The organism is Brevundimonas sp. AAP58 (assembly GCF_001295975.1).
In the GTDB taxonomy this organism is placed as follows: domain Bacteria; phylum Pseudomonadota; class Alphaproteobacteria; order Caulobacterales; family Caulobacteraceae; genus Brevundimonas.
In genome coordinates, this window is the sequence record NZ_LJHU01000028.1 from 1 (window position 1) to 24,111 (window position 24,111).

The following is a 24,111-nucleotide window of genomic DNA, read 5'->3' on the forward strand; positions in this document are numbered from 1 at the left end:
GGCCGCCGACGTCATCGCCCTGATCGAGGCCGGCAACGGCTCGGCCGCCATCACCACGGTGTCGGGCGACACCCTGACGGCTTCGCTGCGCGACGGCTCGGTCATCCTGACCGACGAGAACGGCGGCGTCGCCACGGTCGTCCAGGCCGACCTCATGGCCTCGAACGGCGTGATCCACGTCACGAACGCGGTCTCGGTTCCGCAGTAAACCCTACCGGCGGAGGGGGCTCGTCTCCTCCGCCGCCATCGGTTCAGGCCAGCGCCTGCTCCAAATCCGCCAGCAGATCGTCGAGGTCCTCGACACCGACCGACAGGCGGACCAGGTTGTCCGTGACGCCCCCAGCCTCGCGCAGCTCTTTGGGTACCGAGGCGTGGGTCATGATCGCCGGGTGGTTCACCAGGCTTTCGACGCCGCCAAGCGACTCCGCCAAGGTGAAGACCTGGAACCGCTCCAGCACCTGCTTGGTCCGCGACAGGTCGCCGTCGACGAAGAAGGTCACCATGCCCCCGAAGCGGCCGTTCATCTGACGCGAGGCGAGCTCATGCTGCGGATGGCTGATAAGGCCCGGATACAGGACACGGCTGACGCAGGACCGATCCTCCAGCCAGCGGGCGACCGCCAGAGCGTTCTCATTGTGCGCCTTCATGCGGATGCCGAGCGTCTTCAGGCCGCGATTGACCAGGAAGGCGTCGAACGGTCCCATCACCCCGCCGACCGAGTTCTGCAGGAACTTCAGCTGGGCCGCGATCTCTGCGTCCTTCGCCACCAGCACGCCGCCGATCACATCGGAATGGCCGTTCAGATACTTGGTCGCCGAATGCATGACGATGTCGGCGCCGAGGCTCAGCGGCTGCTGGCTCCACGGCGTGGCGAAGGTGTTGTCGACGACCAACAGCAGGTCGTGCCGCTTGGCGATCGCTGACAGGCCCGCAATGTCGGCCAGCTTCATCAGCGGATTGGTGGGCGTTTCGGCCCAGATCATCCTGGTCTTCGGCGTGATCGCTGCCTCGACGGCCGCCAGGTCCGCCATGTCGACGTAGGCGAAGTCCAGCCCCATCGAGCGCCGACGCACTCGCTCGAACAGCCGCCACGATCCGCCGTAAAGGTCGTCGCCCGTGACGATATGCGACCCGGCGTCCAGCAGTTCCAGCGCGGTCGAAGTCGCCGCCATGCCGCTGGCGAAACCGAACGCCTGGACCCCGCCCTCCAGGTCGTTGATGCAGGCCTCGAACGCCTCGCGCGTCGGGTTCTTGCCCCGGGCGTACTCGTAGCCCTTGTTCACGCCCGGGCTTTCCTGGGCATAGGTCGAGGTGGCGTAGATCGGCGTCATAACCGCACCGGTCGTCGGGTCGGGCCGCTGCCCGGCGTGGATGGCGCGGGTCGAGAAGCCCTGGCTGTTCTTGATGGCGGTCATGCGGTTGGTCTCTTCAGGAAAGGTCGAGGACGTCGGTCAGGAAGTCGGCGCTTCGGGCCTGAACCTCAACCCATTGCTCGTCGGTCATGATGTGCTCGGCTTCACGGATTCGGGCTTCGCGCACCGGAACAGCGGCGTCACGCAGAAAGCGGACCAGCCGATCCGTGCTGGCCGGACGGACATGGTCGTCGCTGCTCGCCCGCACGATCAGGACGGGGATGCGGCGGCGGGGCGGCCTGGGCGGATAGACATCCCACCCGGCCGTGATCCCGATGGCCGCCCGGGCAAGACCGCCCGCGAGCGCGCTGTCGACCGCGATGTGGGAACCCAGCGAATAGCCCGTCAGGGCGATCCGCTCGCTCGGCGCGCCCTGCGTGATCAGCCAGTTCACGGCGTCTTCAGCGCAATCGCGCCAGGCCTGCATGATCGGAAGGCGACGCGCGCCATCGTCCGCCGCCGCGTCGGTGTATACGGGCACGGCGGCGATGTAGCCCTGCTCCGCGAAACGGCGAGCGTAGCCGAGCTGTCGCGGTCCGACGCTGCCGGATCCATGCATGAAGACAAGACCGGCCCGGGCAGGCCGTTCAGACGGTCGAAACAGCGCCGCGCGGATCGTATGGCCTCGGCTGTCGAAAGACGTCGGCTCGGGGCTGACCTGGGCCGCCGCTGACCGGGGAGAGGCGGCTGACGCCGCGATCATTCCCGCCAAGGCCCGTCGACGATCCACCATGGGCCGCGCGACGCCATCGGCATGGCCCTCCTCGTCGCCCGCGCCCCTCGGCATTGTCAGCGGTTCAGACTGAGGTGATTGATCAGGTCGACCCGCGCGATCAAGCCAACGAACTGCTCGCCATCCAGCACAATGGCAACCCGGTCACGATCGAACAGCGGGATCAGTGCGTCGAGCGGTTCATTGACCTGTACGGTGTCGAGGTCACGCGTCATCGCCGAGGACACGGGTTTGGCAAAACGCTCCTTCCGCGTGATCTCGTCGGTGTTCATGACATGGACCAGATCGCTCTCGTCGAGGATGCCGACCAGCCGGCCCTCCTGAATGACCGGGAGCTGGCTGACATCGGCTGACCGCATCCGCTTGAAGGCGGTGTCCAGGGTGTCGTCCGGGCCGATCACGACGACATCGCCTTTTGCATACTTGCGGCTGATCAGGTCCGACAGGTCGCCGTGCAGTTCGCGCTCGCCCAGTCCCTGATCCGCCAGCCAGGCGTCATTGTAGACCTTGGACAGATACTTCGCCCCGGTGTCGCAAACGAAGGTCACGCACCGCTTCGGCTCGGTCTGCTCGCGGCACCAGCGAAGCGCCGCCGCGATCAGGGTGCCGGACGACGACCCGGCCAGGATGCCTTCCTTCAGCAGCAACTCGCGCACCGTCGCCACGGCCTCGGCGTCGGGGATGGAATAGGCCTTGTCGATCAGGCTCATGTCGGCCGTGTCCGGCACGAAGTTCTGGCCGATGCCCTCAACGGTATAGCCGCCCTCCGGGCCCGGCACGCCGTCGTTGACGATGCCGGCCAATACCGATCCGACCGGATCGGCCAGCACGATCTCGGTCTTGGCGCCCTGGCTCTTCAGGAACCGGGCAACCCCGGTGATGGTGCCCCCTGAGCCGATGCCGGCGACGAACCCGTCGATCTGACCGCCCATCTGCTCCCAGATCTCGGGACCCGTCGTCTTCACATGGGCGGCGCTGTTCGCATGGTTGGCGAACTGATTGACGAAGAAGCCGCCCGGGATCTGCTGGGCCAGCCGCTCGGCCATGTCGGTGTAGTATTCGGGATGGCCGTGGGCGACGTCAGAGCGGGTCAGACGGACATCCGCCCCCATGGCCCTCAAGTGTTGAATTTTTTCCTTGGACATCTTGTCCGGGATGACCAGCAACACCTTATAGCCCTTGGCCTGACCAACCAGGGTCAGGGCCAGGCCCGTGTTGCCGGCCGTCGCCTCGACGATGGTCCCGCCGGGCTTCAGCCACCCCTCGGCTTCCGCCGCCTCGATCATCGACAGGGCGATGCGGTCCTTGATGGAGCCGCCGGGGTTCTGGGCTTCCAGCTTCAGGAACAGGCGGCACGGGCCGGTGTCAATGCGCGTCACCTCCACCATCGGAGTCTTGCCGATCAGGTCGAGCAGCGAGCCCGTCGGGGCGATCAACGTCGGGGCGGGGGCGAGGGACATGGGCGGCTCCGGATTCGAGGCCGGAAGCTAGAGGCGGCCCGGCAGGGGGACAAGCGTTGTCGGAACCGCCAATTATGGCTATATTTATGGCCAGAACAGGAGAGCCGTCATGGCCACCTACGGTGTCGCCGAAGCCAAGAACAACTTCACCCACCTGCTGGATCGCGTTCAGGAAGGCGAGAAGATCACCATCACCCGCCACGGCAAGCCGATCGCGGAGTTGCGGGCCTCACCGATCGTCCGCACCCCCCTGACGCTTGAGGAGCGTCGTGCCTTCATGAAAGAGTTCGCGCAGCGTCGAGATGCGCGTCCTGCTGCTTCCATATCTGCCGTTGAACTTGTCAGAGCCATGCGCGACGGCGACCCGGAGTGACTCTCTACCTCGATGCCAGCATCGTGGTCGCACTCATCGCTTCGCAAGACGTAAGCACCCCTGTCCATTCACTACTGGACGAAAGCCAGGACGACTTCATCCTGAGCGACTTCGCGATGGCGGAGTGTTCGGCGGCGTTGGCACGCTTGGGTCGAGTGGATCGCTGGTCCTCTGACCTCCATCAAAGCGTCTTCGCCGAACTGGATGGCTGGGTAGACACAATGGCTGAGGCCGTTCTCGTCCTGCCGGAAGATATCGGCCTAGCGACGGATTTCGTGCGCCAACCGACTGTCGCCCTCCGCGCGCCCGACGCCATCCACATCGCCGCCGCCCACAGGCTGGGCGCGACCCTTGTGACGCTCGATCGCGGCATGGCGCGCGCCGCCGCCGCCCTGGGCGTTCCCAATCTCAATCCCGCCGAGGCCGACGCGCCCGGCGAACCGAAAGACTGAATGACAAAGACACCCAAACGACCCGCCGCCGGACTGCCGGACGAGGCCACGCTGCTGGCCTTCCTGCGCGACGCCGGCTCGGCGGAGAAGGGCGACATCGCCCGACACTTCGGCCTGAAAGGCGAGGATCGCCGGCGCTTGCGCGAAATGATCCGGGGCCTCGAAGCCGCCGGAAAACTGGGCAAACGCGGCCGCAAGGGCTTCAGCGAAGCCGGTGCCCTGCCCCCCGTCGGCGTCGCCGACGTGACTGAACGCGACGTCGACGGCGACCTGTACGTTCGCCTCGTCGAAGCCTCGGCCGATGCGCCCAAGGCCCTGCTGATTCCCGACAAGGGAAAGCCCGGCCCGGCACCCGGCCTGGGCGACCGCGTCCTGGCCAAGTTCGAGCACGGGCCGAACGGCTGGGAAGCCCGGCTGATCAAGAAGCTGGACACGGCATCCAACCGCGTTCTCGGCGTGATCCGGAAATCGAACAGGGAGACCCGCGTCGAGCCCGTCGACCGGCGCTCCAAGGACGTTCTGATCGTCCCCGCCGTTCAGGCCGTCGACCTGAAGGACGGCGACCTGGTGCTGGCCGCCATCGAGAAGGGCGACCACCGCTATGGCTTCAAGCGCGGCAAGATCCTGGAGACGATCGGCCGCGAGGACGACCCCCGTGCCGCCTCGCTGATCGCCATCCATACGCACGGCGTACCGATGGGCTTTTCCGAGGCCGTGGAGCAGGAGGCCGAGGATCAGGACCTGCCGACGCTGAAGGGCCGCGACGATCTCAGGGACATTCCCTTCATCACCATCGACCCGGCCGACGCGCGCGACCACGACGACGCCGTCTATGCGGCCCGAGACGACGATCCCAAGAATGAGGGCGGCTGGGTCGTCTGGGTCGCCATCGCCGACGTCGCCGCCTACGTCCGGCCGGGCACCAACCTGGACCGCGAGGCCCGAGCCAAGGGCAACTCCACCTACTTCCCCGACCGGGTCGAACCCATGCTGCCCGAGCGGCTGTCGAACGGCCTGTGCAGCCTGAAGAAGGGTGAAAACCGCGCGACGCTGGCCGTCCGCATGGTGTTCGACAGGGACGGACGAAAGCTGGGCCACAGGTTCCATCGCGGCCTGATGCGCAGCCAGGCCAAGCTGTCCTACGAGCAGGCCCAGGCCGCGATCGACGGGGAGACGGACGACGCCACCGGTCCGATCATGGAGACGATCCTCTATCCGCTGTGGAACGCCTACCGGACCATGCTCAAGGGCCGGATGAAGCGCAGCCCGCTGCAGATCGAGAGCGCGGAGCGCCGCATCCGCATGTCGCCGGACGGCGGCATCGCCTCCATCGAGAAGCGCGTCAGCCTGGAGGCTCACCGGCTGATCGAGGAAATGATGGTCCAGGCGAACGTCTGCGCCGCCGAGACGCTGGAGCAGAAGAAGACGCCGCTCATCTTCCGCGTCCACGAGCCACCCAGCCAGGAGAAGGTTTTCAACCTCGCCGACTTCCTGTCGACCATCGGCAAGCCGTGGAACAAGGGTGAACCGGCCACGACCAAACGGTTCAACAAGCTGCTGGACGAGACCCGCGACGGCCCCCACGCCGAGGTGGTCAATGAGGTCGTCCTGCGCACCCAGATGCAGGCCATCTATTCGCCGGAGAACGTCGGACACTTCGGCCTGAACCTGGACCGCTACGCCCATTTCACCTCGCCGATCCGGCGGTATTCCGACCTGATCGTCCATCGCGGCCTGATCCGGGCGCTGGGGCTGGGCAAGGACGGGCTGACGGACCGGGAGATCGCTGAACTGCCCGCCATCGCCGATCAGGTGACCACGACCGAGCGCCGCTCCATGGCCGCCGAGCGCGACGCCATGGACCGCTACATCGCCGCCTTCCTGGAGGACCGCGTCGGCGCAACCTTCACCGGCCGCATCACCGGCGTGACCCGCTTCGGCCTGTTCGTCCGGCTGGATGAAACCGGCGCCGACGGCCTCGTGCCGGTGTCGTCGCTCGGCAATGAGTACTTCACCCACGACGACCGCGCCCATGCCCTGGTGGGCGAACGCTCGGGGCAGCGCTACACCCTGGGCCGGATGGTCGAGGTCAAGCTGACCGAGGCCACGCCGATCACCGGCGGCCTGCTGTTCGAAATGCTGTCCGACCCCGAGCCGCGCGATCCCAATGCGCCGGCTCCACGCCTCGGCATCCGGGGCCGAGGTGGCGACGCCCGCCCGTCACGCGGCAAGGGAAGGCCGGGCGGTCCCAAGCCCCGCAACGACGGCAGAGGGGGCGGAAAACCCTCCGGTGGGCTGAAGGGCGTGAGGAAGGGCAAGCGGCGCTGATCCGCCGCCACGGCTTCCGCTGGACACAGACGACGATCGGTCACGCTTCCCGAGGTGGCCCGGTCGCCGTAAGGCCTGCATGGACCTTCAAGGAGAGATCGCCATGCCTCGTCTCGTTCTGGCCCTGTCGACCGCCGCGGCGCTGGTCGTCTCTGCCTGCGGCGAGGTCGATCTGGAGAAGGCCGGGCGCAATGCCGCCCTCGCCGCGCTGGAGGCCAGCAACCCCGAGATCGTCCAGGGCATCCGCGCCGCCCAAACGCTGCGCCAGGCCGCCGCGACCTGCGGTTGGCAGGACGTGGACGCGACCCGTCTGGCCCAGACCGCCGTCGCCGGCATCGAGGAGCCGCCACTGCGCGCCGCCGCCGAGAGCCTGGTCGAGGATCTGATCGTCGCACCCGCCGCGACCACGCCCGCCGCTGCGACCTCCGCCGCCAGCGAATGCTCGCCCGAGGTTCGCCAGGCGCTGGAGGCCCAGATCGCGGGGATCGCGAGTGGTGAGGGTGGTGATAGCGGCGAGGCTGAAGGCGGCTGATCCAAAAGCGGAATATCCGGTTCACCGCCCTACCTTTTCCGTCATGGCCGGGCTTGTCCCGGCCACCAATAGACTCAGACGGCTAGCCCTGCGGGGAGATCAGCGTCTATGGGCCGCCGGGACAGGCCCGGCGGTGACGAGTGGATGATTTCATGCGCCAGGATCGCCGGCTCGCAGGCGACCTCGCCGCTCAACCACAGCCGCAGCATGGCCAGCTGCGACGCCGCGGTCGCTGTGGCCCGCAAGGCCGGCGGGGCCGCGTCGCCGACCGCCGTTTCCAGCCGCGCCTCGATCATGGCCGCCAGCTTGCGCTGGAGCTTGGGACCCAGCGGCGGCTCGAACATGACGCGGGCCAGCGCCCGGCGCTCCCACAGGTGGTCGAGGACGAAGTGCAGGTGCGGCAGGCTGGCCCTCCCCGCCCCCGCCTCGGCCAGAGGCTCGAAGATGGGGTCGATGGCCCAGACCATCACGTCGTCCTTGTTCCGGAAATGCTCGTAGAAGGTCGAGCGGCCGACGCCCGCCGCCTCGATCAGGTCGGTCGTGCGGATGGCGCTGTAGCGACGCGTGAACAGCAGCCGGGTAAAGGCCTCGAAAATCGCCTTGCGGGTCCTCTGGCTGCGCCGGTCGAGATCGTGAGCTTCCGACATGGAAGCGAGCCTAGCCCATCACGATCCGGGCGCCAGCCGATGTCCACCCGGCAAGGCGGACAGTTCCGTCCAAATGTCCGCTAGCGGCCGACGCGCCTGGATCGTTCGTCGCCTCGATGCCGCCGTCGCGCGACACCTCCGAGAACGCTTGGAAGGACACGCCATGATCCCCGATATCGACCGACACCACCGCACCGACGGCGTCCTGATCGCGGGCGCGACGCTCGTGGCGATGTTCCTAATGCTTCACCACCCGACCTCGGCCTCGCATGCGGGCGAGGACGGTCATCTCTTGTCGGACTGGAGCAACAGCCTCGTCCACGGGGCGATGATCGCCTGCCTGATCGCACTGTCGGTGGGACTGGACGGCGTTAGACGCAGGCTCGACGAGCGAGCCCTCCTGACACGCGCCGGTGCCCTCCTGATCGGGGCGGGCTTCCTCGCCCTGTCCGGCGCGGCGGTCGTCAACGGCTTCGCGACGGCCAGGCTCGCGGCTCAGACCGCCGACCCGGCTGTACATGAGGCGGGCGGCCATGTGCTGTGGGCGCTGAACCAGAGCCTGACCTCGCTCGGCAGCCTGCTGGTCGCGGCGGGCGCGGCGGCCTGGGCGCCGGGGCTGTGGCGGCTGGGGATCATGGGCAAGGTCAGCGCGGCACTCGGGGTCGGCATGGCCGGGCTCGCCGCCTGGTGGAACATCACGGACGGAGGCTTTGGCCTGACGGTCGCGGCAACCAGCCTGGCTGTCTTCGCCCTCTGGTCGCTGTCGGTCGCGGCGGTCATGATGACCCGACCGAAGGGAGACGCCGAATGAGCGAGGACCACCACGTCGCGGCCATCGTGCCTGCCCGCGACATCGACGCCAGCGAGGCCTTCTACCGTCGCCTGGGCTTCGAGACGGTCAGCGACTATGGCGACTATCGTCTGATGGATGACGGCCGGGGCTGGCGCATCCATCTTCGATCGACCCCCGGGTGGCCGGGCCGGATCGAGGACAATCCTCTGGGACTCTATCTCTATGTCGAGGACGTGGACGCGGTGGCCGATCGGGTGCGTGAGCTGATCCTCGAGCCGCAGGGGCCGCATGCCCGGACCTGGGGGACCTATGAATTCTCGGTCAGCGACCCTAGCGGCGCGCTGATCCGGATCGGACGAGTGCTGGGCTGAGCCGGGCCTACGCCGCGACCCAGACCAGGGCGACGCCCGCCAGCAGGGAAATCGGAGCCAGAATCCGGACTGCCCAGACGGGGATGCGCGCCGCCCACCAGTCCGAGTAGCGGGCGTGCCAGCGGCGAGGCAGGAGCATCAACACCACGGCGCTGACGATCAGGAAGCCGCCGATCACGGCCACCATCGACGGATGATGGGTCGCCGGGGCACCGACCACGAAGACCAGTCCGATCGCGGCCCGGATCGACAGCTCGCCGAAATGGATGGCCGGCGTCGATCCGAACCGGGACAGCGCCTGAAGCGCCCGCCCCGGCGCGAACAGGATCACCAGGGAGAGGACGACAAGGCTGACACCCGTCACGGCGATCAGAAGCGCCGATATCGAAGCGAGCATGGTTCGGCTTTCGGAAGACCACCCAGTCGCGCCCACTACGCCCTTGGGGCGCGCCCGCAAAGGCGCTAGCTCGGAAGCGTGAGCAAGCCGCACGAACCCTTCGATGCCGCCCAGGACCTGGCTGATGCGCCCGCGCGCCCCGGCCTGCGCCAAAGGCCCAAGGACGCCGCGACCCTGATCCTGGTGCGGCGTGGGCGGCGGCCAGAGGTGCTGATGGGGCGGCGCGCGCCAGGTCACGTCTTCATGGCGTCGAAGTGGGTGTTCCCCGGCGGACGAATCGACCGGTCCGACTTTGCGGCGGCGGCGGGAACGGAGCCGGACGGGACGACGCGGGAGCGGCTGGAGGCCGAGGTCGACCCACGCAGGGCGCGGGCCCTGTGCCTGACCGCCGTGCGAGAGACGTTCGAGGAGACGGGCCTGATCGTCGGGGAGGCGGCACCGCCCGCGTCGGTCGCGGGGCCGTGGCGGGAGTTCCGGAAGGCAGGGGCCCTGCCCGATCTGGCGGCCCTGACCTATGTCGCGCGCGCCATCACGCCGCCGGGGCGGACGCGCCGGTTCGACGCCCGGTTCTTCCTGGCCGACGCCGAAGCCCTTCTGGCCCCGGAGCCGACTGCGGGATCAGGAGAGCTGGACGAGATCGCCTGGCTGGCGCTGGACGACGCCCGCGCGCTGGATCTGCCCGCCATCACGCGCTTCGTGTTGGGAGAGGTGTCAGAGCGGCTGGCCAAGCCGGATCGCCCCCTGCCCTTCGTCCGCTGGCATCGCGGGGCGCACAAGGTGACGCATGACTGATGACCTGACGCTGCGCCTGACCCTCGTCGATCCTGTGCAGGGGCTGCACTACAGCCTGCAGGACCCCAAGAACGTGCCGGTGGATATCCGGGTGTCCGGCGGCGGGCCTCTGTCGTTCGACGTGCCGGCAAAGATCCGGCCCGATGGCAAGCTGGGCGGCCCCTTCGTGCGGCGAGAGCGCAAGGAGCGCCGGTTCGTCTACATCGCCATCGCGGGTCAGGCCGGACAGACCGACGCCGCAGGCCAGCGCATCAGCCGTCGCGCCAAGATCGACGTCCACGACATTCCCGCCGACCTGCTTCGGCCCGGGGCGACGCTGGAGGCCCGATTGCCCGGACGGGGCAAGGATGGGACGCCCGCCTGCGCCACTGTGCGGCCGCTGGGGCCCTGGACACGGATCGGATGACCCCGCCCTGATCCCGCCACGGTCGCTGTACAGCTTGGACAAACCGACGGGGAGGGTGTGTGGCGCACGCGGCGAGAAGGATCGCGAGAGCAAGCGGCCTGACCGACCCGGCGGGGCGGCGCAAGGCCGTGATCCTGCTGGGATCGATCGCCTTTCACGCCCTGGTCCTGACGCCGCTGGCGCTCCAGATGGTCGAGACGGCGGATGCGCCGTCGTTCGACGCCCTGCCTCCGCCAATCTTTCTCGAGATGGAGCCGCGCCCGCTGCTTGAAGGCGAGACCACACGCGAACCGACCTTCGCTCCGACGGTCGACACCGCCCCCGCCCTGTCGGCCGCGACGACAGACGAACGGGTGCCCAGCATGGACGATGAAGACGATGTCCCGGCTCCGCCCTCCCCCCGCATCGCGGCAGGCGCGCCGCCCGGATCGCCACCAGCCCCGGCGGATGCCTGGCGGGTGACACCGGAAAGCACCGGCGCGGCGATCGCCCGGTCGATGCGGACGGGCGCGGGCGGTTGCCGGATCATGGACGGGAGACTGAGCCCCGGCGAACAGGCCCTGTGCGATGAGCGCTTCAACGCAGCCGCCGGACAGGCCGGACCGCTGGGGCCGCGCACGCTGAACGCGGCGGAGGCGCGTCGAGAGGCCCAGTTCGCTCGGGATGGGGCCCAGGCGCTGGCCCAGTACGAGTCGCGCCGACGCCCACCGTCCGGGGGCGTTGGCATCACCGGGGCGTCACCAGACTGCGTCGGCGGGAACCTGCGCGGCACCTGCGCCGGGGCGCATCTGCGTCCCGAGTTCCAGTTCAACGACGAGCAGCTCAGAAACGGCCGCAAGTTCCAGGAGTAGGCCTCAGCCCTCCAGATCCAGTGAATAGCCGGCCGAGCGGACGGTGCGGATCGGGTTGGCGCTCTCGTCGACGTTCAGCGCCTTGCGAAGGCGGCCGACGTGGACATCGACGGTGCGGGCCTCGACGTAGACGTCGCTGCCCCAGACGGCATCCAGCAGCTGTTCGCGGCTGAACACCCGGCCGGGGTGGCGCATGAAATGATCCAGCAGGCGGAACTCGGTCGGGCCCAGGTGGACCTCCTTGCCGGCCCGCTTCACCCGATGGGCGACGCGGTCGATGACGATGTCGCCGTGACCCACGCGGTCGTCGGCCAGGCCCGGCCGGATGCGGCGCAGCACCGCCCGGATGCGGGCGATCAGCTCGGTCATCGAGAACGGCTTGGTCAGGTAGTCGTCGGCACCGGTGTCAAGACCGCGCACGCGGTCGCTCTCCTCGCCGCGCGCCGTCAGCATGATGATCGGCAGGTTGCGCGTCTCAGGCCGGCCCCGGATACGGCGGCAGACCTCGATGCCCGACACCTTGGGCAGCATCCAGTCCAGCAGGACCAGGTCGGGCTGGCGCTCGTCGATCTGAACGAGGCCCTCCTCGCCGTCGGCGGCGACGACGACATCGTAGCCCTCCTTTTCGAGGTTGTACTGGAGGAGCGTCGCCAGGGCGTCCTCGTCTTCCATCACCAGAATATAGGGCTGCATTCAGGTCTCTCCGTCAGGCAGACGTCAGTTCGGGGGCGGCGGCATGTGGCCGCTTTCGGCGTCCCAGTCTCCCGGCGAGGGCTGCCAGCGGGGCCGCTCTCCGGTCATCTCGTCGCCGGTGATCTCGTAGTGGATGACCTCGGCGATGTTGGTGGCGTGGTCGCCGATGCGTTCCAGGTTCTTGGCCATGAACAGCAGATGGGTGCAGGCGCTGATCGTGCGCGGATCGCCCATCATGTAGGTCAGGAGTTCGCGGAACAGGGCGTTGTAGTGCTCGTCGACCTCGTCGTCCGACGCCCAGACGGCCATGGCGCGGTCGATCTCGGAGGCCGTATACGCATCCAGCACATCGCGCAGCCGCATCGACACCAGCTTGCCCATCCGCTCGATGGATCGGGTCAAGGGCTGCATCGGTTCGGTCTCGGCCAGGCTCAGCGCGCGCTTGGCGATGTTCTTGGCCAGGTCGCCGGTGCGCTCCAGATCGGTCGCCAGCTTCATCGCCGAGAGTGTCTTGCGCAGGTCACTGGCCACGGGCTGGCGCAGAGCGATCAGCCGGATGGCCTTCTTCTCGATATCGCGATGCATGGCGTCGAGCTTGCCGTCACGGTCGACCACGGCGCGGGCGAGCGCGATGTCGCGGCGGGCGACGCTTTCGACCGCGTCGGCGACCTGGGCCTCGGCCAGACCACCCATGCGGGCGACCTCGGCCGTGAGCTGGTTCAGCTCATCCCCATAGGCCTTGACCGTGTGCTGGTTCATCAACGCCCTTAACCGAACCGGCCGGTGATGTAGTCGAGCGTGCGCTTCTCGCGGGGATTCGTGAAGATTTCCTCGGTGTCGCCGTGCTCGACCAGGCGGCCGAGGTGGAAGAAGGCGGTGCGCTGGCTGACGCGGGCGGCCTGGGCCATCGAATGGGTAACGATGACGATGCAGTAGCGCTCGCGCAGTTCGTCGATCAGTTCCTCGATCTTGGCCGTGGCGATGGGGTCGAGCGCCGAGCACGGCTCGTCCATCAGGATGACTTCGGGGTTCACCGCGATGGCGCGGGCGATGACCAGACGCTGCTGCTGGCCACCCGACAGGCCGGTGCCGGCGGTGTGCAGGCGGTCGGCGACCTCGTCCCACAGGCCGGCGCGCTTCAGAGAGGCCTCGACGATGTCGTCCATCTCGGCCTTGGAGCTGGTCAGGCCGTGGATGCGCGGGCCATAGGCGACGTTCTCGTAGATGGTCTTCGGAAAGGGATTGGGCTTCTGGAACACCATGCCGACCTGGGCGCGCAGCAGCACGGGATCGACCGATCGCGCATTAACGTCCTGGCCGTCCATCAGGATCTGGCCGGTGACCTTGGCGCCCTGGATGGTGTCGTTCATGCGGTTGATGCAACGCAGGAAGGTCGACTTGCCGCAGCCCGACGGGCCGATGAAGGCGGTCACGGTCTTGTCGGGGATGTCCAGGCTGATGCCGTGCAGAGCCTGCTTGTCGCCGTAGAAGACCGAGATGTCGCGCGCGGCGATCTTGGTCGGGCCGACCGGTGCCTTGGGCGCGGTCACCGTGGGGGTGAAGGACTCCTCCGGTGTCGGCTGGGCTTGCGGCAGGACGGTCTCGTCGCGTCGCGTGGCGTCGGCGGGGGGCTCGGCGGTCGAGCCGCCCTCGCGGCCGTCGGGGCTGCGGAAGAAGGGGAGTTTCATGCGCTTACCACCGGCGTTCGAAGCGCCGACGCAGCAGGATGGCGGCGGCGTTCATGACGATCATGAAGGCGAGGAGAACCAGGATCGCGGCGGCCGTCCGCTCATGGAAGGCCAGCTCCGACGCATTCTCCCAGATGTAGACGAGCGACGGCAGGGCACCCGCCGGCTCGGTGATGGCCCCCGGAATGCCCGGCACGAAGCTGACCATGCCGATGAGAAGCAGCGGCGCGGTCTCGCCCAGGGCATGGGCCATGGAGATGATGGTGCCGGTCATGACGCCCGGCATGGCCAGCGGCAGGACGTGGTGGAACACCGTCTGGGTTTTCGACGCCCCCATTGCCAGCGCCGCCTCGCGGATCGAAGGCGGCACAGCCTTCAGCGACGACCGCGTGGCGATGATGATGGTGGGCAGCGCCATCAGCGCCAGCACCAGGCCACCGACGAGCGGCGAGGAGCGCGGCAGGTGGGCCAGGTTGATGAACAGGGCCAGGCCGAGCAGGCCGTAAACGATCGACGGCACAGCGGCGAGGTTGTTGATGTTGACCTCGATCAGATCGGTGATCCGGCCCTTGGGCGCGAACTCCTCCAGATAGACGGCCGCACCGACGCCCAGCGGGATCGCGATCAGCGCCGTGACCAGCAGCATCAGGGCCGAACCCACGACGGCACCCAGCACACCGGCAAGCTCGGGCTCGGTCGAGTCGCCCTGGGTGAACAGCAGGCTGTTGAAGCCAACGGTGATGGTGCCGTCGCGCTTGAGTGCGTCCAGCCAGTCCATCTGCTGGTCGGAGATACGGCGCAGTTCGGCGGGCTCGGACCGCTTGATCTTGTCCTTCAGATACAGGTCGGCGTCGTCGGACACGGGCGCGGTGATCTGGACGGTTGTGCCGATCACCGACGGGTCCTCGCGCACCAACTGGGCGGCGCGGAACTTGAGCTCGGAGGATAGCAGGGTGCGGTAGGCGTTGGCCTGACTGGCCAGGGCGTCGCCGGAGACCCCCATGCGGGTCAGCTGCTGCTCGGCGACCATCAGCTGGAAGTTAGTGCCCTGCGGATAGTCTCGGTCGATGCGGGCCGGGTCCATGTAGACCGGCACGGTGATCTGGTTGGAATAGAAGGCCGTGTGGCCCTGGTCGATGATGCGGCCGAGCAGAAGAACGAGGAAACCCAGCGCGACGGCGATGGCCAGGAGGCCATAGGCGCGGAAGCGCGCCTCACGCGCATAGCGGCGCTTCAGCCCCTTCTGCAGGGCGTCGGCGCGCGCTGCGCGGACCACGCCAGGATCGACGGTCGCGTCAGTCATACTGTTCCCGATAGGTCTGGACGATCCGCTGGGCGACGATGTTCAGCAGCAGGGTCACGAGGAACAGCGTCAGGCCCAGACCGAAGGCGGCCAGCGTCTTGGCGCTGTCGAACTCCTGGTCGCCGGTCAGCAGGGTGACGATCTGCACGGTGACGGTCGTGACGGTGTCGAGGGGATTGAAGGTCAGGTTGGCCGCCAGACCCGCCGCCATGGTCACGATCATGGTCTCGCCGATGGCGCGCGACACCGCCAGCAGCAGGGCGCCGGCGATGCCCGGAAGCGCGGCGGGCAGAAGCACCCGGCTGACGGTTTCGGACTTGGTCGCGCCCATGGCGTAGGAGCCATCGCGCAGCGACTGGGGCACGGCGTTGATGATGTCGTCCGACAGCGACGACACGAACGGGATCAGCATGATCCCCATGACGGCCCCCGCCACCAGCGCCATCTGGTTCTGGACCAGCATCAGATACTGGCCGAGCCCGTCCAGCGGCCCACCGACCAGCAGCGCCCCGATGCCGTTGAAGAACTCGCGGAAGGCCGGACCCACGGTCAGGGCCGCGAAGAAGCCATAGACCACGGTCGGAACGCCCGCGAGCACCTCCAGCAGAGGCTTGACCACGCCGCGCGTCACAGGTCCGGCGTATTCCGACAGATAGATCGCCGAGAACAGGCCGACCGGGGCGGCGACCGCCATGGCGATCAGCATGATCAGGAAGGTGCCGGCGAACAGCGGCACGGCGCCGAACGCCCCGGTCGATCCGACCTGATCGGCGCGGATCGCGGTCTGGGGGCTCCATTGGGTTCCGAACAGGAACTCGGTGATCGGCACCCTCTCGAAGAACCGCAGCGCGTCAAACAGGAGGGAAAAGACGATGCCGACCGTCGTCAGGATGGCGACCACCGAACAGACGAACAGCAAGGTGCCGATCCAGGCCTCGACGCGGTTTCGAGCCCGCATGTTCGGTCCGATCTGCGCGAAGGCGAGCAGGCCACCCAGTATGGCCGCGATTAGGGCCCCGGCGATCGAGCCCCACAACAGGGTCTGCTGGATGCTGGCCGAGCGCGCGGCCTCGGACTGGAGCAGGGTGTCGAACGGCGCATCCCAGGACTGGAACGGGCGCTGGCCCTCGCCCAGCAGGCGGGCGTCATTCAGGAAGGCGTCGCGGCGGAACGGCTCCATGTACTGGACCGGCTCGGGCAGGCCGGCGAACATGAGGCTCTGGCTGACCGGCCCGGAAAAGATCCCGGCCAGGATGATGATGGCCAGCGCCGGAACGGCCACCCAGATCAGGGCATAGTAACCATGCTGCTGAGGCCGCGAGTGCGGCTTGGCCCCGGCGAACCGGCGCTTGGCCACGGCCAAACCGACCGCATAGGCGGCCAGGGCCAGAACGGCGACCACGGGAATCAGAAACCAGATCATCAGGCCCCTAGCGACACGCGCCGGAATCAGAGGGCGCGCCGATCATCGGCCCGTCTCGCGGCGGAAACTGCCCTCGGATGGTCAGCGGATTAGGACGGTTCCGTGACAGTTCTGCAAAGGCGTCGGTCTGCCTGTCGCGCGCCCGTCACGCGGCATTCAAGTTCGCCTCTCTGCTCGCGGCAACCGGCTCTGGCTGGGGGAAAAAGGCGACCAGCACCGAACCCTCCCCGGGGATGCTCTCGACCACCAGACCGCCCCGGTGCCGATTGACGATGTGCTTGACGATGGCCAGGCCCAGCCCGGTTCCTGGCCGGTCACCGCTCTTCTGTCCCTCCACGCGATAAAAGCGCTCCGTCAGACGCGGCAGGTGCTCGCGCTGCATGCCCGGTCCGTGGTCGCGGACAGCCACCGCGACATACCGCGCGCCGGGATCGCGGTCGGGCGTGAGCAGCGACAGCCGTGTCGCGCCCGGCAGCCGCGCGGCCCCGGCGGCGTCGGCATCCAGATCGCCCCGGATGGTCAGTTCGACCATGCCGCCGACGGGCGAATACTTGATCGCATTGTCCGTCAGATTCTGGATCACCTGGACGATCTCGTCCCGGTCGCCGGTGATGCGCGCCTCGCCCGACGGCGTGTCCAGCAGCACCGTCACGCCCTTTTCCTGCGACAGGACGCTGACGGCGTCGACCACGTCCGAGGCCGCGCGGGCGACGTCGACCCGCCCGGACGGCGGGATATGCTCGTTCAGCTCGATGCGGCTGAGTGACAGCAGGTCGGCGACCAGCCGGCTCATGCGATTGGCCTGGGTCGCCATGATGTCGAGGAACCGGTCGCGGGCGACCATGTCGTCGCGCGCATGACCCTTGAGCGTCTCGATGAAGCCGCTCAGCGATGCCAGGGGCGTGCGCAGCTCGTGGCTGGCGTTGGCCAGGAAGTCGACGCGCATGAGCTCCATGCGCCGCACGTCCGTCTCGTCGCGCAGGCCGAGGATCGCCGCCCGCCGCCCCCCGGCATCGCTGGCGAGAGGCCGGACCCAGGCCTTCCAGTGACGCTCACGGGAGCCTGCCGCCGTATAGTCCGTGGTCCGGCTCACGCCCCCGAACAGCGCCTCGTCCACAGCTTCCAGCACGCCGGGATCGCGCATGGCCGAAACCAGCAGGCCGCCCTCGCGCGGAATGCGCAGCAGATCCCGCGCCGCGCTGTTCGCCAGCACGATCCGGCGACCGGCGATGTCGTCCGCCTCGCCGCCCGAGACGATCATAATGGGGTCGTCCAGCGCCTCGAATACGGCCTCGAGCAGCCGCGCGTCGTCGCCTCCTCCCTGCGGGACGACGCTCAGCACGCCCGGTTCCTGCATCAGCGACGGCTGCGCTGGCCGGCTGCCAAGCCAGGTCACGACGCCCACCAGCGCCGCTCCGGCCAGCAGCCACACCGCCATGTCCGGCCGCACCGCCGCCAGGAGCAGCATGATGACGACGGCCACGCCCCCGGTCGTGCTGGCCGTCCACAGACGGGAGCTGGGCAGGGGCGCGACGGGCGAAGGGCTGTCGGAATAGGGCATGCGTCATCCGGCCGGGCCAGACCCGGCGCTCTCGAATCGTCAGACCCTAGCACCAAGGCGCGGCGGGACCATGACGGCCCGGCATCCCGGTATTCATCCGTTACAGGCTGCGACCTGTTTTTTTACCTCTTTGGGTCAGACTGCCCCGGAATTTCGGGGGAAGCCGCGTTTGGATTGGCTGATCGATTGCCTGACGGTCCAGCATGACTGGCGGCTGGTGCTGCTGGCAGCGGGCGTGTGCGTCACGGGTCTGGCGACCAGCATCACCCTGATCGGGACGGCGCGTCGAGCCGCCTCGCGCCAGCGGGCGATGATCGGTGCCATGGCTGGCGTGGTCGGCGGCCTGGCGGTCTGGGCGACCCACTTTCTGGCCATGCTGGGCTATGCCTCGGACGTTCGCCTCTACTACTCGGCCCCCGAGACCCTGGCGTCTCTGGGCATCGTCATCGTTGGCATGATGCTGGGCGTGGCGCTCGCGCTCGACAACGATCGACGCAGCACGCGGGTGCTGGTCGCCCTGGTGGCCGCCTCCAGCGTCTCGGCCATGCATTTTATCGGCATGTCGGCGATCCGCATCGATGGAGCCAGTCTGGGCTGGGGCATTCAGGGCGCGGCCGTCTCCGTGGTCGTCAGCATGCTGCTCGCACTCTGCACGGCCACCTGGGCCAGGCGTGACGGCTGGTGGCGTATTCCCGCCAACACCACCTTCGCGGTGCTCAGCGTCTGCGCCCTCCATTTCGGCTCGATGTCCTCGGTGGAGATCCTGCCGAACCCGATGGCGGTGCGGCCCGACTCGGCCATCTCGGAACTTGGCCTTCTCATCTGGGTGGTCGGCGGCGCCACCCTGGTCGTCGGCATCACCGGCATCGTCACCGCGCTCGGCCTGTGGGGCCGCAACACCGCGCTCAGCCAGCTGCGCGAAGCCATTGACACCATGCCCGACGGCCTCGGCTTCTATGATTCCGACGATCGCCTTCTGATCTGGAACGCCCGCTATGCCGAGGTGAACAGCGAGCTGTCCGACATCATGACCGCCGGCATGCGCTTCCGCGATCTGGTCCAGATCGGCCTGGACCAGGGCGTCTATCCCGACGCCATCGGGCGCGAGGAGGAATGGCTCGAGGAACGCCTCGCCTCCCGCCGCCAGCTGTCCAATACCATCGAGCAGAGGGTCGAAGGCGACCGCTGGCTACGGGTCCAGGACCGTCGCACGGCCCAGGGCGGCATCGTCACCGTCGTCAACGACATCACCGACCTGAAGCGCGACGCCCAGGCTCTGGCCGAGGCCCGCGACGCGGCCGAGCAGGCCAACCGCGCCAAGTCCGAGTTTCTGGCCAACATGAGCCACGAGATCCGCACGCCTCTGAACGGCGTCATCGGCCTGACCCAGGCGCTGGCCAAGACGGACCTGGACCACCATCAGCGCGAGATGCTGGACCTGATCCAGTCCTCCGGCGACACGCTCAAGACCCTGCTGAGCGATATCCTCGATCTGGCCCGCGTCGAGTCCGGCCGTCTGGAGATCGCCGATGAGCCGTTCGATCTGGCCCGCGCCATCCGTGACGCGGCCCAGCTGTATCGCGAGCCGGCCGCCGAGAAGGGGCTGCAGTTCTTCGTCGAGATCGATGACAGCGCCGTCGGCTGGGTGCGCGGCGACGTGGTGCGTCTGAAGCAGGTCTTGACCAACCTGGTCTCGAACGCCGTCAAGTTCACCAGCCAGGGCTTCGTCAGCCTGACAGCCACCGCCGGTCAGGACGCGGGCGGCAAGCCCGTGCTGCGGTTCACGGTCGAGGACACCGGCGTAGGCTTCGACGCGGCGGCGAAGGCGCGGCTGTTCACGCGCTTCGAACAGGCGGACGGGACGATCACGCGCCGGTTCGGCGGGACGGGCCTGGGCCTGGCCATCTGCCGCCAACTGGCCGACATGATGGGCGGATCGCTGGATTGCGAGAGCGAGCCCGGCGGGGGCTCGGCCTTCATTCTGACCCTGCCCCTGATCGCGGCCGAGGCTCCGGCCGTCGAGCCGATCGCGGTCGTCGCGGCCATTGAGCCGGAAACGCAACGCACCAAGGTTCTGATCGCCGACGACCATCCGACCAATCGCAAGGTCGTCGAGCTGATCCTGGGAACCGCTGCCGTGGACCTGACCTCCGTCGAGGACGGGGCTCAGGCGCTGGAGGCGGCCAAGGCGCAGGCGTTCGACCTGATCCTGATGGACATGCAGATGCCGGTCATGGACGGGCTGACCGCCGTGCGCGAGGTGAGAAAGCACGAGGCGGCGACAGGGGCCCGGCGGACGCCGATCGTCATGCTGACGGCCAATGCCCTGCCCGATCACATCGCGGCCGGTCAGGCGGCCGGGGCGGACCGGCATCTGGCCAAGCCGTTCGACGCGGCCGAGCTGCTGGCCCTGGTCGGAGAACTCGGCGGCGAGGGTCGCGCCCTCGCCGCCTGAGTCCTTCGGGGAAAGCCTATTCGTAGCCGTGGGCGGCTTCGTTGATGACCTGGCTGGGCATCTTGGAGAAGTCGACCGCGATCGGGGCGGTCGCGGCGGCCTTGGCCTGGAAGGTCTTGATGACATGCTCCAGGCGGCGGCGAACCTCCTGCTCGGCCTCGGCGCCGGGCTCGAGGTTCAGGGGAGCGAGGCAGAAGTCGATGATGGCCTGGGGTCTGCTGAGCGGTTCCATGGGTCGTTTCCTTTCCGTCTGATCAGGCCGCGAACTGCGCGGTTTCAGTCGAGTCCTTCAGCGCCGTCGTGGAGGACGTGCCGTTGGAGATGACGGTGGCCACCTGGTCGAAGTAGCCGGTGCCGACCTCGCGCTGGTGACGGGTGGCGGTGTAGCCGATGGCCTCGTTGGCGAACTCGCGCTGCTGGAGCTCGGAGTAGGCCGCCATGCCGCGGTCGCGATAGCCGTCCGCCAGCTCGAACATCGAGTTGTTGAGCGCGTGGAAGCCGGCGAGCGTCACGAACTGGAACTTGTAGCCCATGGCCCCCAGCTCACGCTGGAACTTGGCGATGGTGGCGTCGTCCAGCTTGGCCTTCCAGTTGAACGAGGGCGAGCAGTTGTAGGCCATCAGCTTGCCCGGATACTGCTTCTGCACGGCCTCGGCGAACTTCTTGGCATCGTCCAGATCGGGGTGGCTGGTTTCCCACCACAGCAGGTCGGCGATCTTCGCATAGGACAGGCCGCGCGCGATGCAGTGCTGCAGCCCCGTGCCTTCCTTCAGGCGATAGAAGCCTTCGACCGTGCGGTTCTCGCGGTCGATGAAGGGGTGGTCGCGCTCGTCGATGTCGGAGGTGATTAGCTGGGCGCTCTCGGCATCGGTGCGGGCGACGGTGATGGTCGGGGCCCCCATGACGTCGGCGGCCAGGCGCGCGGCGATCAGGTTGCGCTCATGGGCCTGGGTCGGGATCAGGACCTTGCCGCCCAGGTGGCCGCATTTCTTCTCGGACGCCAGCTGGTCCTCGAAGTGGACGCCGGCGGCGCCCGCCTCGATGAAGGCCTTCATGATCTCGAAGCTGTTCAGCGGCCCGCCGAAGCCGGCCTCGGCGTCGGCGACGATCGGCACGAACCAGTCGCGCTTGGCCCCGCCCTCGGCGTGCTCGATCTGGTCGGCGCGCTGCAGGGTGCGGTTGATGCGGCGGCACAGCTCGGGCGCGGCGTTGGCGGGATACAGCGACTGGTCCGGATACATGGCCCCGGCGGTGTTGGCGTCGGCGGCGACCTGCCAGCCCGACAGGTAGATGGCCTTCAGGCCCGCGCGGACCATCTGCATGGCCTGGTTGCCGGTCACGGCGCCCAGGGCGTTGATGTAGGGCTCGGAGTGCAGCAGTTCCCACAGGCGGTTCGCGCCGCGCTCGGCCAAGGTGTGGGTGATCGGCACCGAACCGCGCAGGCGCAGGACGTCCTCGGGCGTGTAGGGGCGCTCGATGCCGTCGAAGCGGCCGGCGGGGGCGGGAACGAGGTCGGCGAAGGTCGTCATGGCGGGCTCTCGGGGTCGATGCGATGGGACGGTGGTCGTCCGGTGCCCCTAGAGAACACGCGGTTGTCGGATTTGATACAGGCGGACGGCCTGCTGTCGTGTCAGTTTGTCATCATGTGACCTTGGCGGATCGGTCATGATGTGACACGCTGCGTCATGGACGTCGCCGCCGACCGCAAGCTGTTCCTCGGGGCCCGCCTCAAGCGGCTGAGGCGTGAGCGGGGGCTGACGCAGACGGCGATGGCCGGGGACCTGGGGGTCTCGCCCAGCTATCTGAACCATATCGAGCGCAACCAGAGGCCCGTGACGGCGCAGCTGCTGCTGCGGCTGGCCGAGACCTATGACGTCGATCTGCGGGCCCTGGGTCAGGCCGGGCCGGCGGGGGAACAGGCGCTCTCCGAGGTGCTGGCCGATCCGCTGTTCCAGGGGCTGGACACGCCGCGGCACGAGCTGCTGACACTGACCGAAGAGGCGCCCGGCGCGGCCGAGGCCCTGCTTCGGCTCTACCGCGCCTTCACCGAGCAGAGGGACCGAGCCCGCGCCGCCCTGATCGAAGGGGCGGCCCAGGAAGGCCCCTCCCCGTCCGATTGGGTCCGCGACTGGATCCAGAGCCGGTCGAACTATTTTCCCGAACTCGACGGTCTCGGCGAGACGCTCCACGCCTCGCTCGACCCGACCATGACCGGCGAGGGCTGCGAGGCCCTGGCGCGGGCGCGGCTGGCCCAGCGGCACAATCTGACGGTCAAGGTGATGCCGGCCGAAGTCATGGTGGAATGGACCCGGCGATTCGATCCGCACCGGCGCCGGCTGCTGCTGTCCGAGACGCTGGACCCCTCCAGCCGGGCCTTTTCCATCGTCTATCAGCTGGCGCTCGCCGAGCATGAGGCGGAGCTGACCGCCATGGTCGAGGCGGCGCGAGCCCCGGATGCGGCGACGGCCTCGTTGCTGAAAGTGTCGCTGACCAACACCCTCGCGGCAGCCATCCTCATGCCCTACGCGGCGTTTCAGCGGCTGGCCGAGGCGACCGGGTATGACATCGCGCGGTTGCAGGCGCGGTTCTCGGTCTCCTTCGAGCAGGTGTCGCATCGGCTGACGACCCTGAGCCGGCCCACGGCGCGGGGCGTGCCCTTCTTCCTGATCCGGGTGGATCAGGCGGGCAATGTGTCCAAACGCTATGCCTCCGGCGCCTTTCCCTTCGCCCGGTTCGGCGGGGCCTGTCCCCGGTGGAAGCTGCACAGCGCGTTCCGCACGCCCGGTCGGCTGGTCACCCAGATCATCGAGACGCCCGACGGGAGCCGCTGGTTCACGCTCGCCCGCACCGTGGACCGGCAGGGCGCGCTCCAGGCGCAAGGCGGGCAGGGCGAGCGCTATGACCTGGCCATCGGCCTGGGGTGCGAGCTGAAGGAGGCCAGGCGGCTGGCCTACGCCCGGGGCCTCGACCTCGACGCGCCCCAGGTCACGCCCATCGGCCCGGCGTGTCGCCTGTGCCACCGCCACCCCTGCGCCCAGCGCGCGGCCCCGCCGGTCGATCGCCCGCTGAAGGTCGACGACTGGTCGAAATCGGTCAGTCCCTATCCGTTCGGGGCGGGGTGAGAGTCGCGAAAAAGCGACTCTCACTTCTCTCACTCGCCCCTAGCCTCGGCGATCATTTCCGCCACGCGGGCCTTGTAGGCCACCCATTGCTCGGCGGGGTCGGGGTCCTCAGCGTGCCTGGCGGCGGCCTGCTCGCGTCGGACGACGTCGCAGAGCGACTCGTGAACACGGAGCCACCGCTGGGCCTCGGCCGCCCGTCCGTGATCCATCGCCCGGACCATGCGACGCCAGGCCTTGTCGCGCGTCACGGCCGTCGGCTCGACCGGCGCTTCAGGATCGACCGGCTCGGGCACGGGAGCGTGTGTGTCCCGCCGCAACC

26 protein-coding genes are annotated in these 24,111 nt (G+C 68.4%); 12 read left to right on the forward strand and 14 right to left on the reverse strand.

What is annotated here, in order from left to right:
• Positions 1-208 (forward strand): fasciclin domain-containing protein (locus tag IP78_RS04460; RefSeq protein WP_197272370.1); only part of this gene is annotated, 208 nt, incomplete at its 5' end.
• 43 nt (positions 209-251) lie between these two features.
• Here IP78_RS04460 and IP78_RS04465 read toward each other — a convergent pair.
• From IP78_RS04465 to IP78_RS04475, 3 genes are read right to left on the reverse strand one after another with little or no spacing between them, the layout of a single operon-like run.
• A complete protein-coding gene (locus IP78_RS04465; protein WP_054110513.1) occupies positions 252-1,415 on the reverse strand; it encodes a cystathionine gamma-synthase in 1,164 nt (387 codons plus the stop codon).
• Positions 1,416-1,428: 13 nt separating this feature from the next.
• A complete protein-coding gene (locus IP78_RS04470) occupies positions 1,429-2,199 on the reverse strand; it encodes a dienelactone hydrolase family protein (RefSeq protein WP_054110514.1) in 771 nt (256 codons plus the stop codon).
• 2 nt (positions 2,200-2,201) lie between these two features.
• Positions 2,202-3,605: a cystathionine beta-synthase gene (locus IP78_RS04475; RefSeq protein WP_054110515.1), complete on the reverse strand. Its 1,404-nt coding sequence runs from the start codon at positions 3,603-3,605 to the stop codon at positions 2,202-2,204.
• A 109-nt stretch (positions 3,606-3,714) separates the two neighbouring features.
• Here IP78_RS04475 and IP78_RS04480 point away from each other — a divergent pair, with 109 nt between their 5' ends.
• The 4 genes from IP78_RS04480 (at position 3,715) to IP78_RS04495 (ending at position 7,290) form a co-directional block, all read left to right on the forward strand.
• Positions 3,715-3,978, forward strand: coding sequence for a type II toxin-antitoxin system Phd/YefM family antitoxin (locus IP78_RS04480; protein WP_054110516.1), 264 nt, complete (start codon positions 3,715-3,717; stop codon positions 3,976-3,978).
• Positions 3,975-4,430: a type II toxin-antitoxin system VapC family toxin gene (locus tag IP78_RS04485; protein ID WP_054110517.1), complete on the forward strand. Its 456-nt coding sequence runs from the start codon at positions 3,975-3,977 to the stop codon at positions 4,428-4,430. Before IP78_RS04480 ends, IP78_RS04485 begins: the two co-directional genes overlap by 4 nt.
• Complete coding sequence (gene rnr, locus IP78_RS04490) at positions 4,431-6,758, forward strand: ribonuclease R (protein ID WP_054110518.1); 2,328 nt, start codon at positions 4,431-4,433, stop codon at positions 6,756-6,758. It abuts the gene before it with no gap.
• Between the two features lie 103 nt (positions 6,759-6,861).
• The gene (locus tag IP78_RS04495) at positions 6,862-7,290 is read left to right on the forward strand and encodes a hypothetical protein (protein ID WP_156320283.1); all 429 of its coding nucleotides are present in this window, start codon (positions 6,862-6,864) and stop codon (positions 7,288-7,290) included.
• 74 nt (positions 7,291-7,364) lie between these two features.
• Here IP78_RS04495 and IP78_RS04500 read toward each other — a convergent pair whose 3' ends face one another.
• On the reverse strand, positions 7,365-7,937 hold the full coding sequence (locus tag IP78_RS04500) for a TetR/AcrR family transcriptional regulator (protein WP_054110520.1): 573 nt from the start codon (positions 7,935-7,937) through the stop codon (positions 7,365-7,367).
• Positions 7,938-8,100: 163 nt separating this feature from the next.
• On the opposite strand from IP78_RS04500, the gene IP78_RS04505 reads away from it, so the two are divergent.
• Together IP78_RS04505 and IP78_RS04510 are read left to right on the forward strand one after the other, a co-directional pair.
• Complete coding sequence (locus IP78_RS04505; protein ID WP_054110521.1) at positions 8,101-8,748, forward strand: hypothetical protein; 648 nt, start codon at positions 8,101-8,103, stop codon at positions 8,746-8,748.
• Entirely contained in the window at positions 8,745-9,101 is a 357-nt protein-coding gene (locus IP78_RS04510) for a VOC family protein (protein ID WP_054110522.1), read from the forward strand. Before IP78_RS04505 ends, IP78_RS04510 begins: the two co-directional genes overlap by 4 nt.
• A gap of 7 nt (positions 9,102-9,108) precedes the next feature.
• Here the strand turns inward: IP78_RS04510 and IP78_RS04515 are convergent, their stop codons facing one another.
• Positions 9,109-9,498, reverse strand: coding sequence for a hypothetical protein (locus tag IP78_RS04515; RefSeq protein WP_054110523.1), 390 nt, complete (start codon positions 9,496-9,498; stop codon positions 9,109-9,111).
• A 78-nt stretch (positions 9,499-9,576) separates the two neighbouring features.
• Between IP78_RS04515 and IP78_RS04520 the strand changes: the two genes are divergently transcribed.
• Genes IP78_RS04520 through IP78_RS04530 form a run of 3 tightly spaced genes read left to right on the forward strand, consistent with a single transcriptional unit; the run spans position 9,577 to position 11,547 of the window.
• Positions 9,577-10,290 (forward strand): NUDIX domain-containing protein, encoded by a 714-nt coding sequence (locus tag IP78_RS04520; protein WP_054110524.1) that lies wholly within the window; start codon positions 9,577-9,579, stop codon positions 10,288-10,290.
• Positions 10,283-10,696 (forward strand): DUF5990 family protein, encoded by a 414-nt coding sequence (locus tag IP78_RS04525; RefSeq protein ID WP_054110525.1) that lies wholly within the window; start codon positions 10,283-10,285, stop codon positions 10,694-10,696. Before IP78_RS04520 ends, IP78_RS04525 begins: the two co-directional genes overlap by 8 nt.
• A 59-nt stretch (positions 10,697-10,755) precedes the next feature.
• Positions 10,756-11,547: a hypothetical protein gene (locus IP78_RS04530; RefSeq protein WP_156320284.1), complete on the forward strand. Its 792-nt coding sequence runs from the start codon at positions 10,756-10,758 to the stop codon at positions 11,545-11,547.
• A 3-nt stretch (positions 11,548-11,550) separates the two neighbouring features.
• Here IP78_RS04530 and phoB read toward each other — a convergent pair whose 3' ends face one another.
• From phoB to IP78_RS04560, 6 genes are all read right to left on the reverse strand, one after another.
• Positions 11,551-12,240 carry a phosphate regulon transcriptional regulator PhoB gene (gene phoB / locus IP78_RS04535; protein ID WP_054110527.1) on the reverse strand — a complete coding sequence of 230 codons (690 nt, stop codon included), beginning with the start codon at positions 12,238-12,240 and terminating at the stop codon, positions 11,551-11,553.
• Between the two features lie 24 nt (positions 12,241-12,264).
• Complete coding sequence (gene phoU, locus IP78_RS04540) at positions 12,265-12,999, reverse strand: phosphate signaling complex protein PhoU (RefSeq protein ID WP_054110528.1); 735 nt, start codon at positions 12,997-12,999, stop codon at positions 12,265-12,267.
• An 8-nt stretch (positions 13,000-13,007) separates the two neighbouring features.
• Positions 13,008-13,928: a phosphate ABC transporter ATP-binding protein PstB gene (gene pstB, locus IP78_RS04545; RefSeq protein WP_054110529.1), complete on the reverse strand. Its 921-nt coding sequence runs from the start codon at positions 13,926-13,928 to the stop codon at positions 13,008-13,010.
• Between the two features lie 4 nt (positions 13,929-13,932).
• Positions 13,933-15,231: a phosphate ABC transporter permease PstA gene (gene pstA, locus IP78_RS04550; RefSeq protein ID WP_054110530.1), complete on the reverse strand. Its 1,299-nt coding sequence runs from the start codon at positions 15,229-15,231 to the stop codon at positions 13,933-13,935.
• The gene (gene pstC / locus IP78_RS04555) at positions 15,224-16,654 is read right to left on the reverse strand and encodes a phosphate ABC transporter permease subunit PstC (protein WP_054110531.1); all 1,431 of its coding nucleotides are present in this window, start codon (positions 16,652-16,654) and stop codon (positions 15,224-15,226) included. The genes pstA and pstC overlap by 8 nt, the downstream gene beginning before the upstream one ends.
• Positions 16,655-16,799: 145 nt before the next feature.
• Complete coding sequence (locus IP78_RS04560; RefSeq protein WP_054110532.1) at positions 16,800-18,215, reverse strand: cell wall metabolism sensor histidine kinase WalK; 1,416 nt, start codon at positions 18,213-18,215, stop codon at positions 16,800-16,802.
• 169 nt (positions 18,216-18,384) lie between these two features.
• Between IP78_RS04560 and IP78_RS04565 the strand changes: the two genes are divergently transcribed.
• Positions 18,385-20,670 (forward strand): ATP-binding protein, encoded by a 2,286-nt coding sequence (locus IP78_RS04565; protein ID WP_054110533.1) that lies wholly within the window; start codon positions 18,385-18,387, stop codon positions 20,668-20,670.
• Between the two features lie 16 nt (positions 20,671-20,686).
• Here the strand turns inward: IP78_RS04565 and IP78_RS04570 are convergent, their stop codons facing one another.
• Both IP78_RS04570 and aceA read right to left on the reverse strand, forming a co-directional pair.
• Entirely contained in the window at positions 20,687-20,902 is a 216-nt protein-coding gene (locus tag IP78_RS04570; protein WP_029415640.1) for a hypothetical protein, read from the reverse strand.
• Positions 20,903-20,924: 22 nt separating this feature from the next.
• The gene (aceA, locus tag IP78_RS04575) at positions 20,925-22,199 is read right to left on the reverse strand and encodes an isocitrate lyase (RefSeq protein WP_054110534.1); all 1,275 of its coding nucleotides are present in this window, start codon (positions 22,197-22,199) and stop codon (positions 20,925-20,927) included.
• Positions 22,200-22,355: 156 nt separating this feature from the next.
• On the opposite strand from aceA, the gene IP78_RS04580 reads away from it, so the two are divergent.
• On the forward strand, positions 22,356-23,792 hold the full coding sequence (locus IP78_RS04580) for a short-chain fatty acyl-CoA regulator family protein (RefSeq protein WP_054110535.1): 1,437 nt from the start codon (positions 22,356-22,358) through the stop codon (positions 23,790-23,792).
• 29 nt (positions 23,793-23,821) lie between these two features.
• Here IP78_RS04580 and IP78_RS15460 read toward each other — a convergent pair.
• Positions 23,822-24,111, reverse strand: a 290-nt coding sequence (locus IP78_RS15460; RefSeq protein ID WP_231680924.1) for a hypothetical protein, incomplete at its 5' end; no start/stop codon positions are given.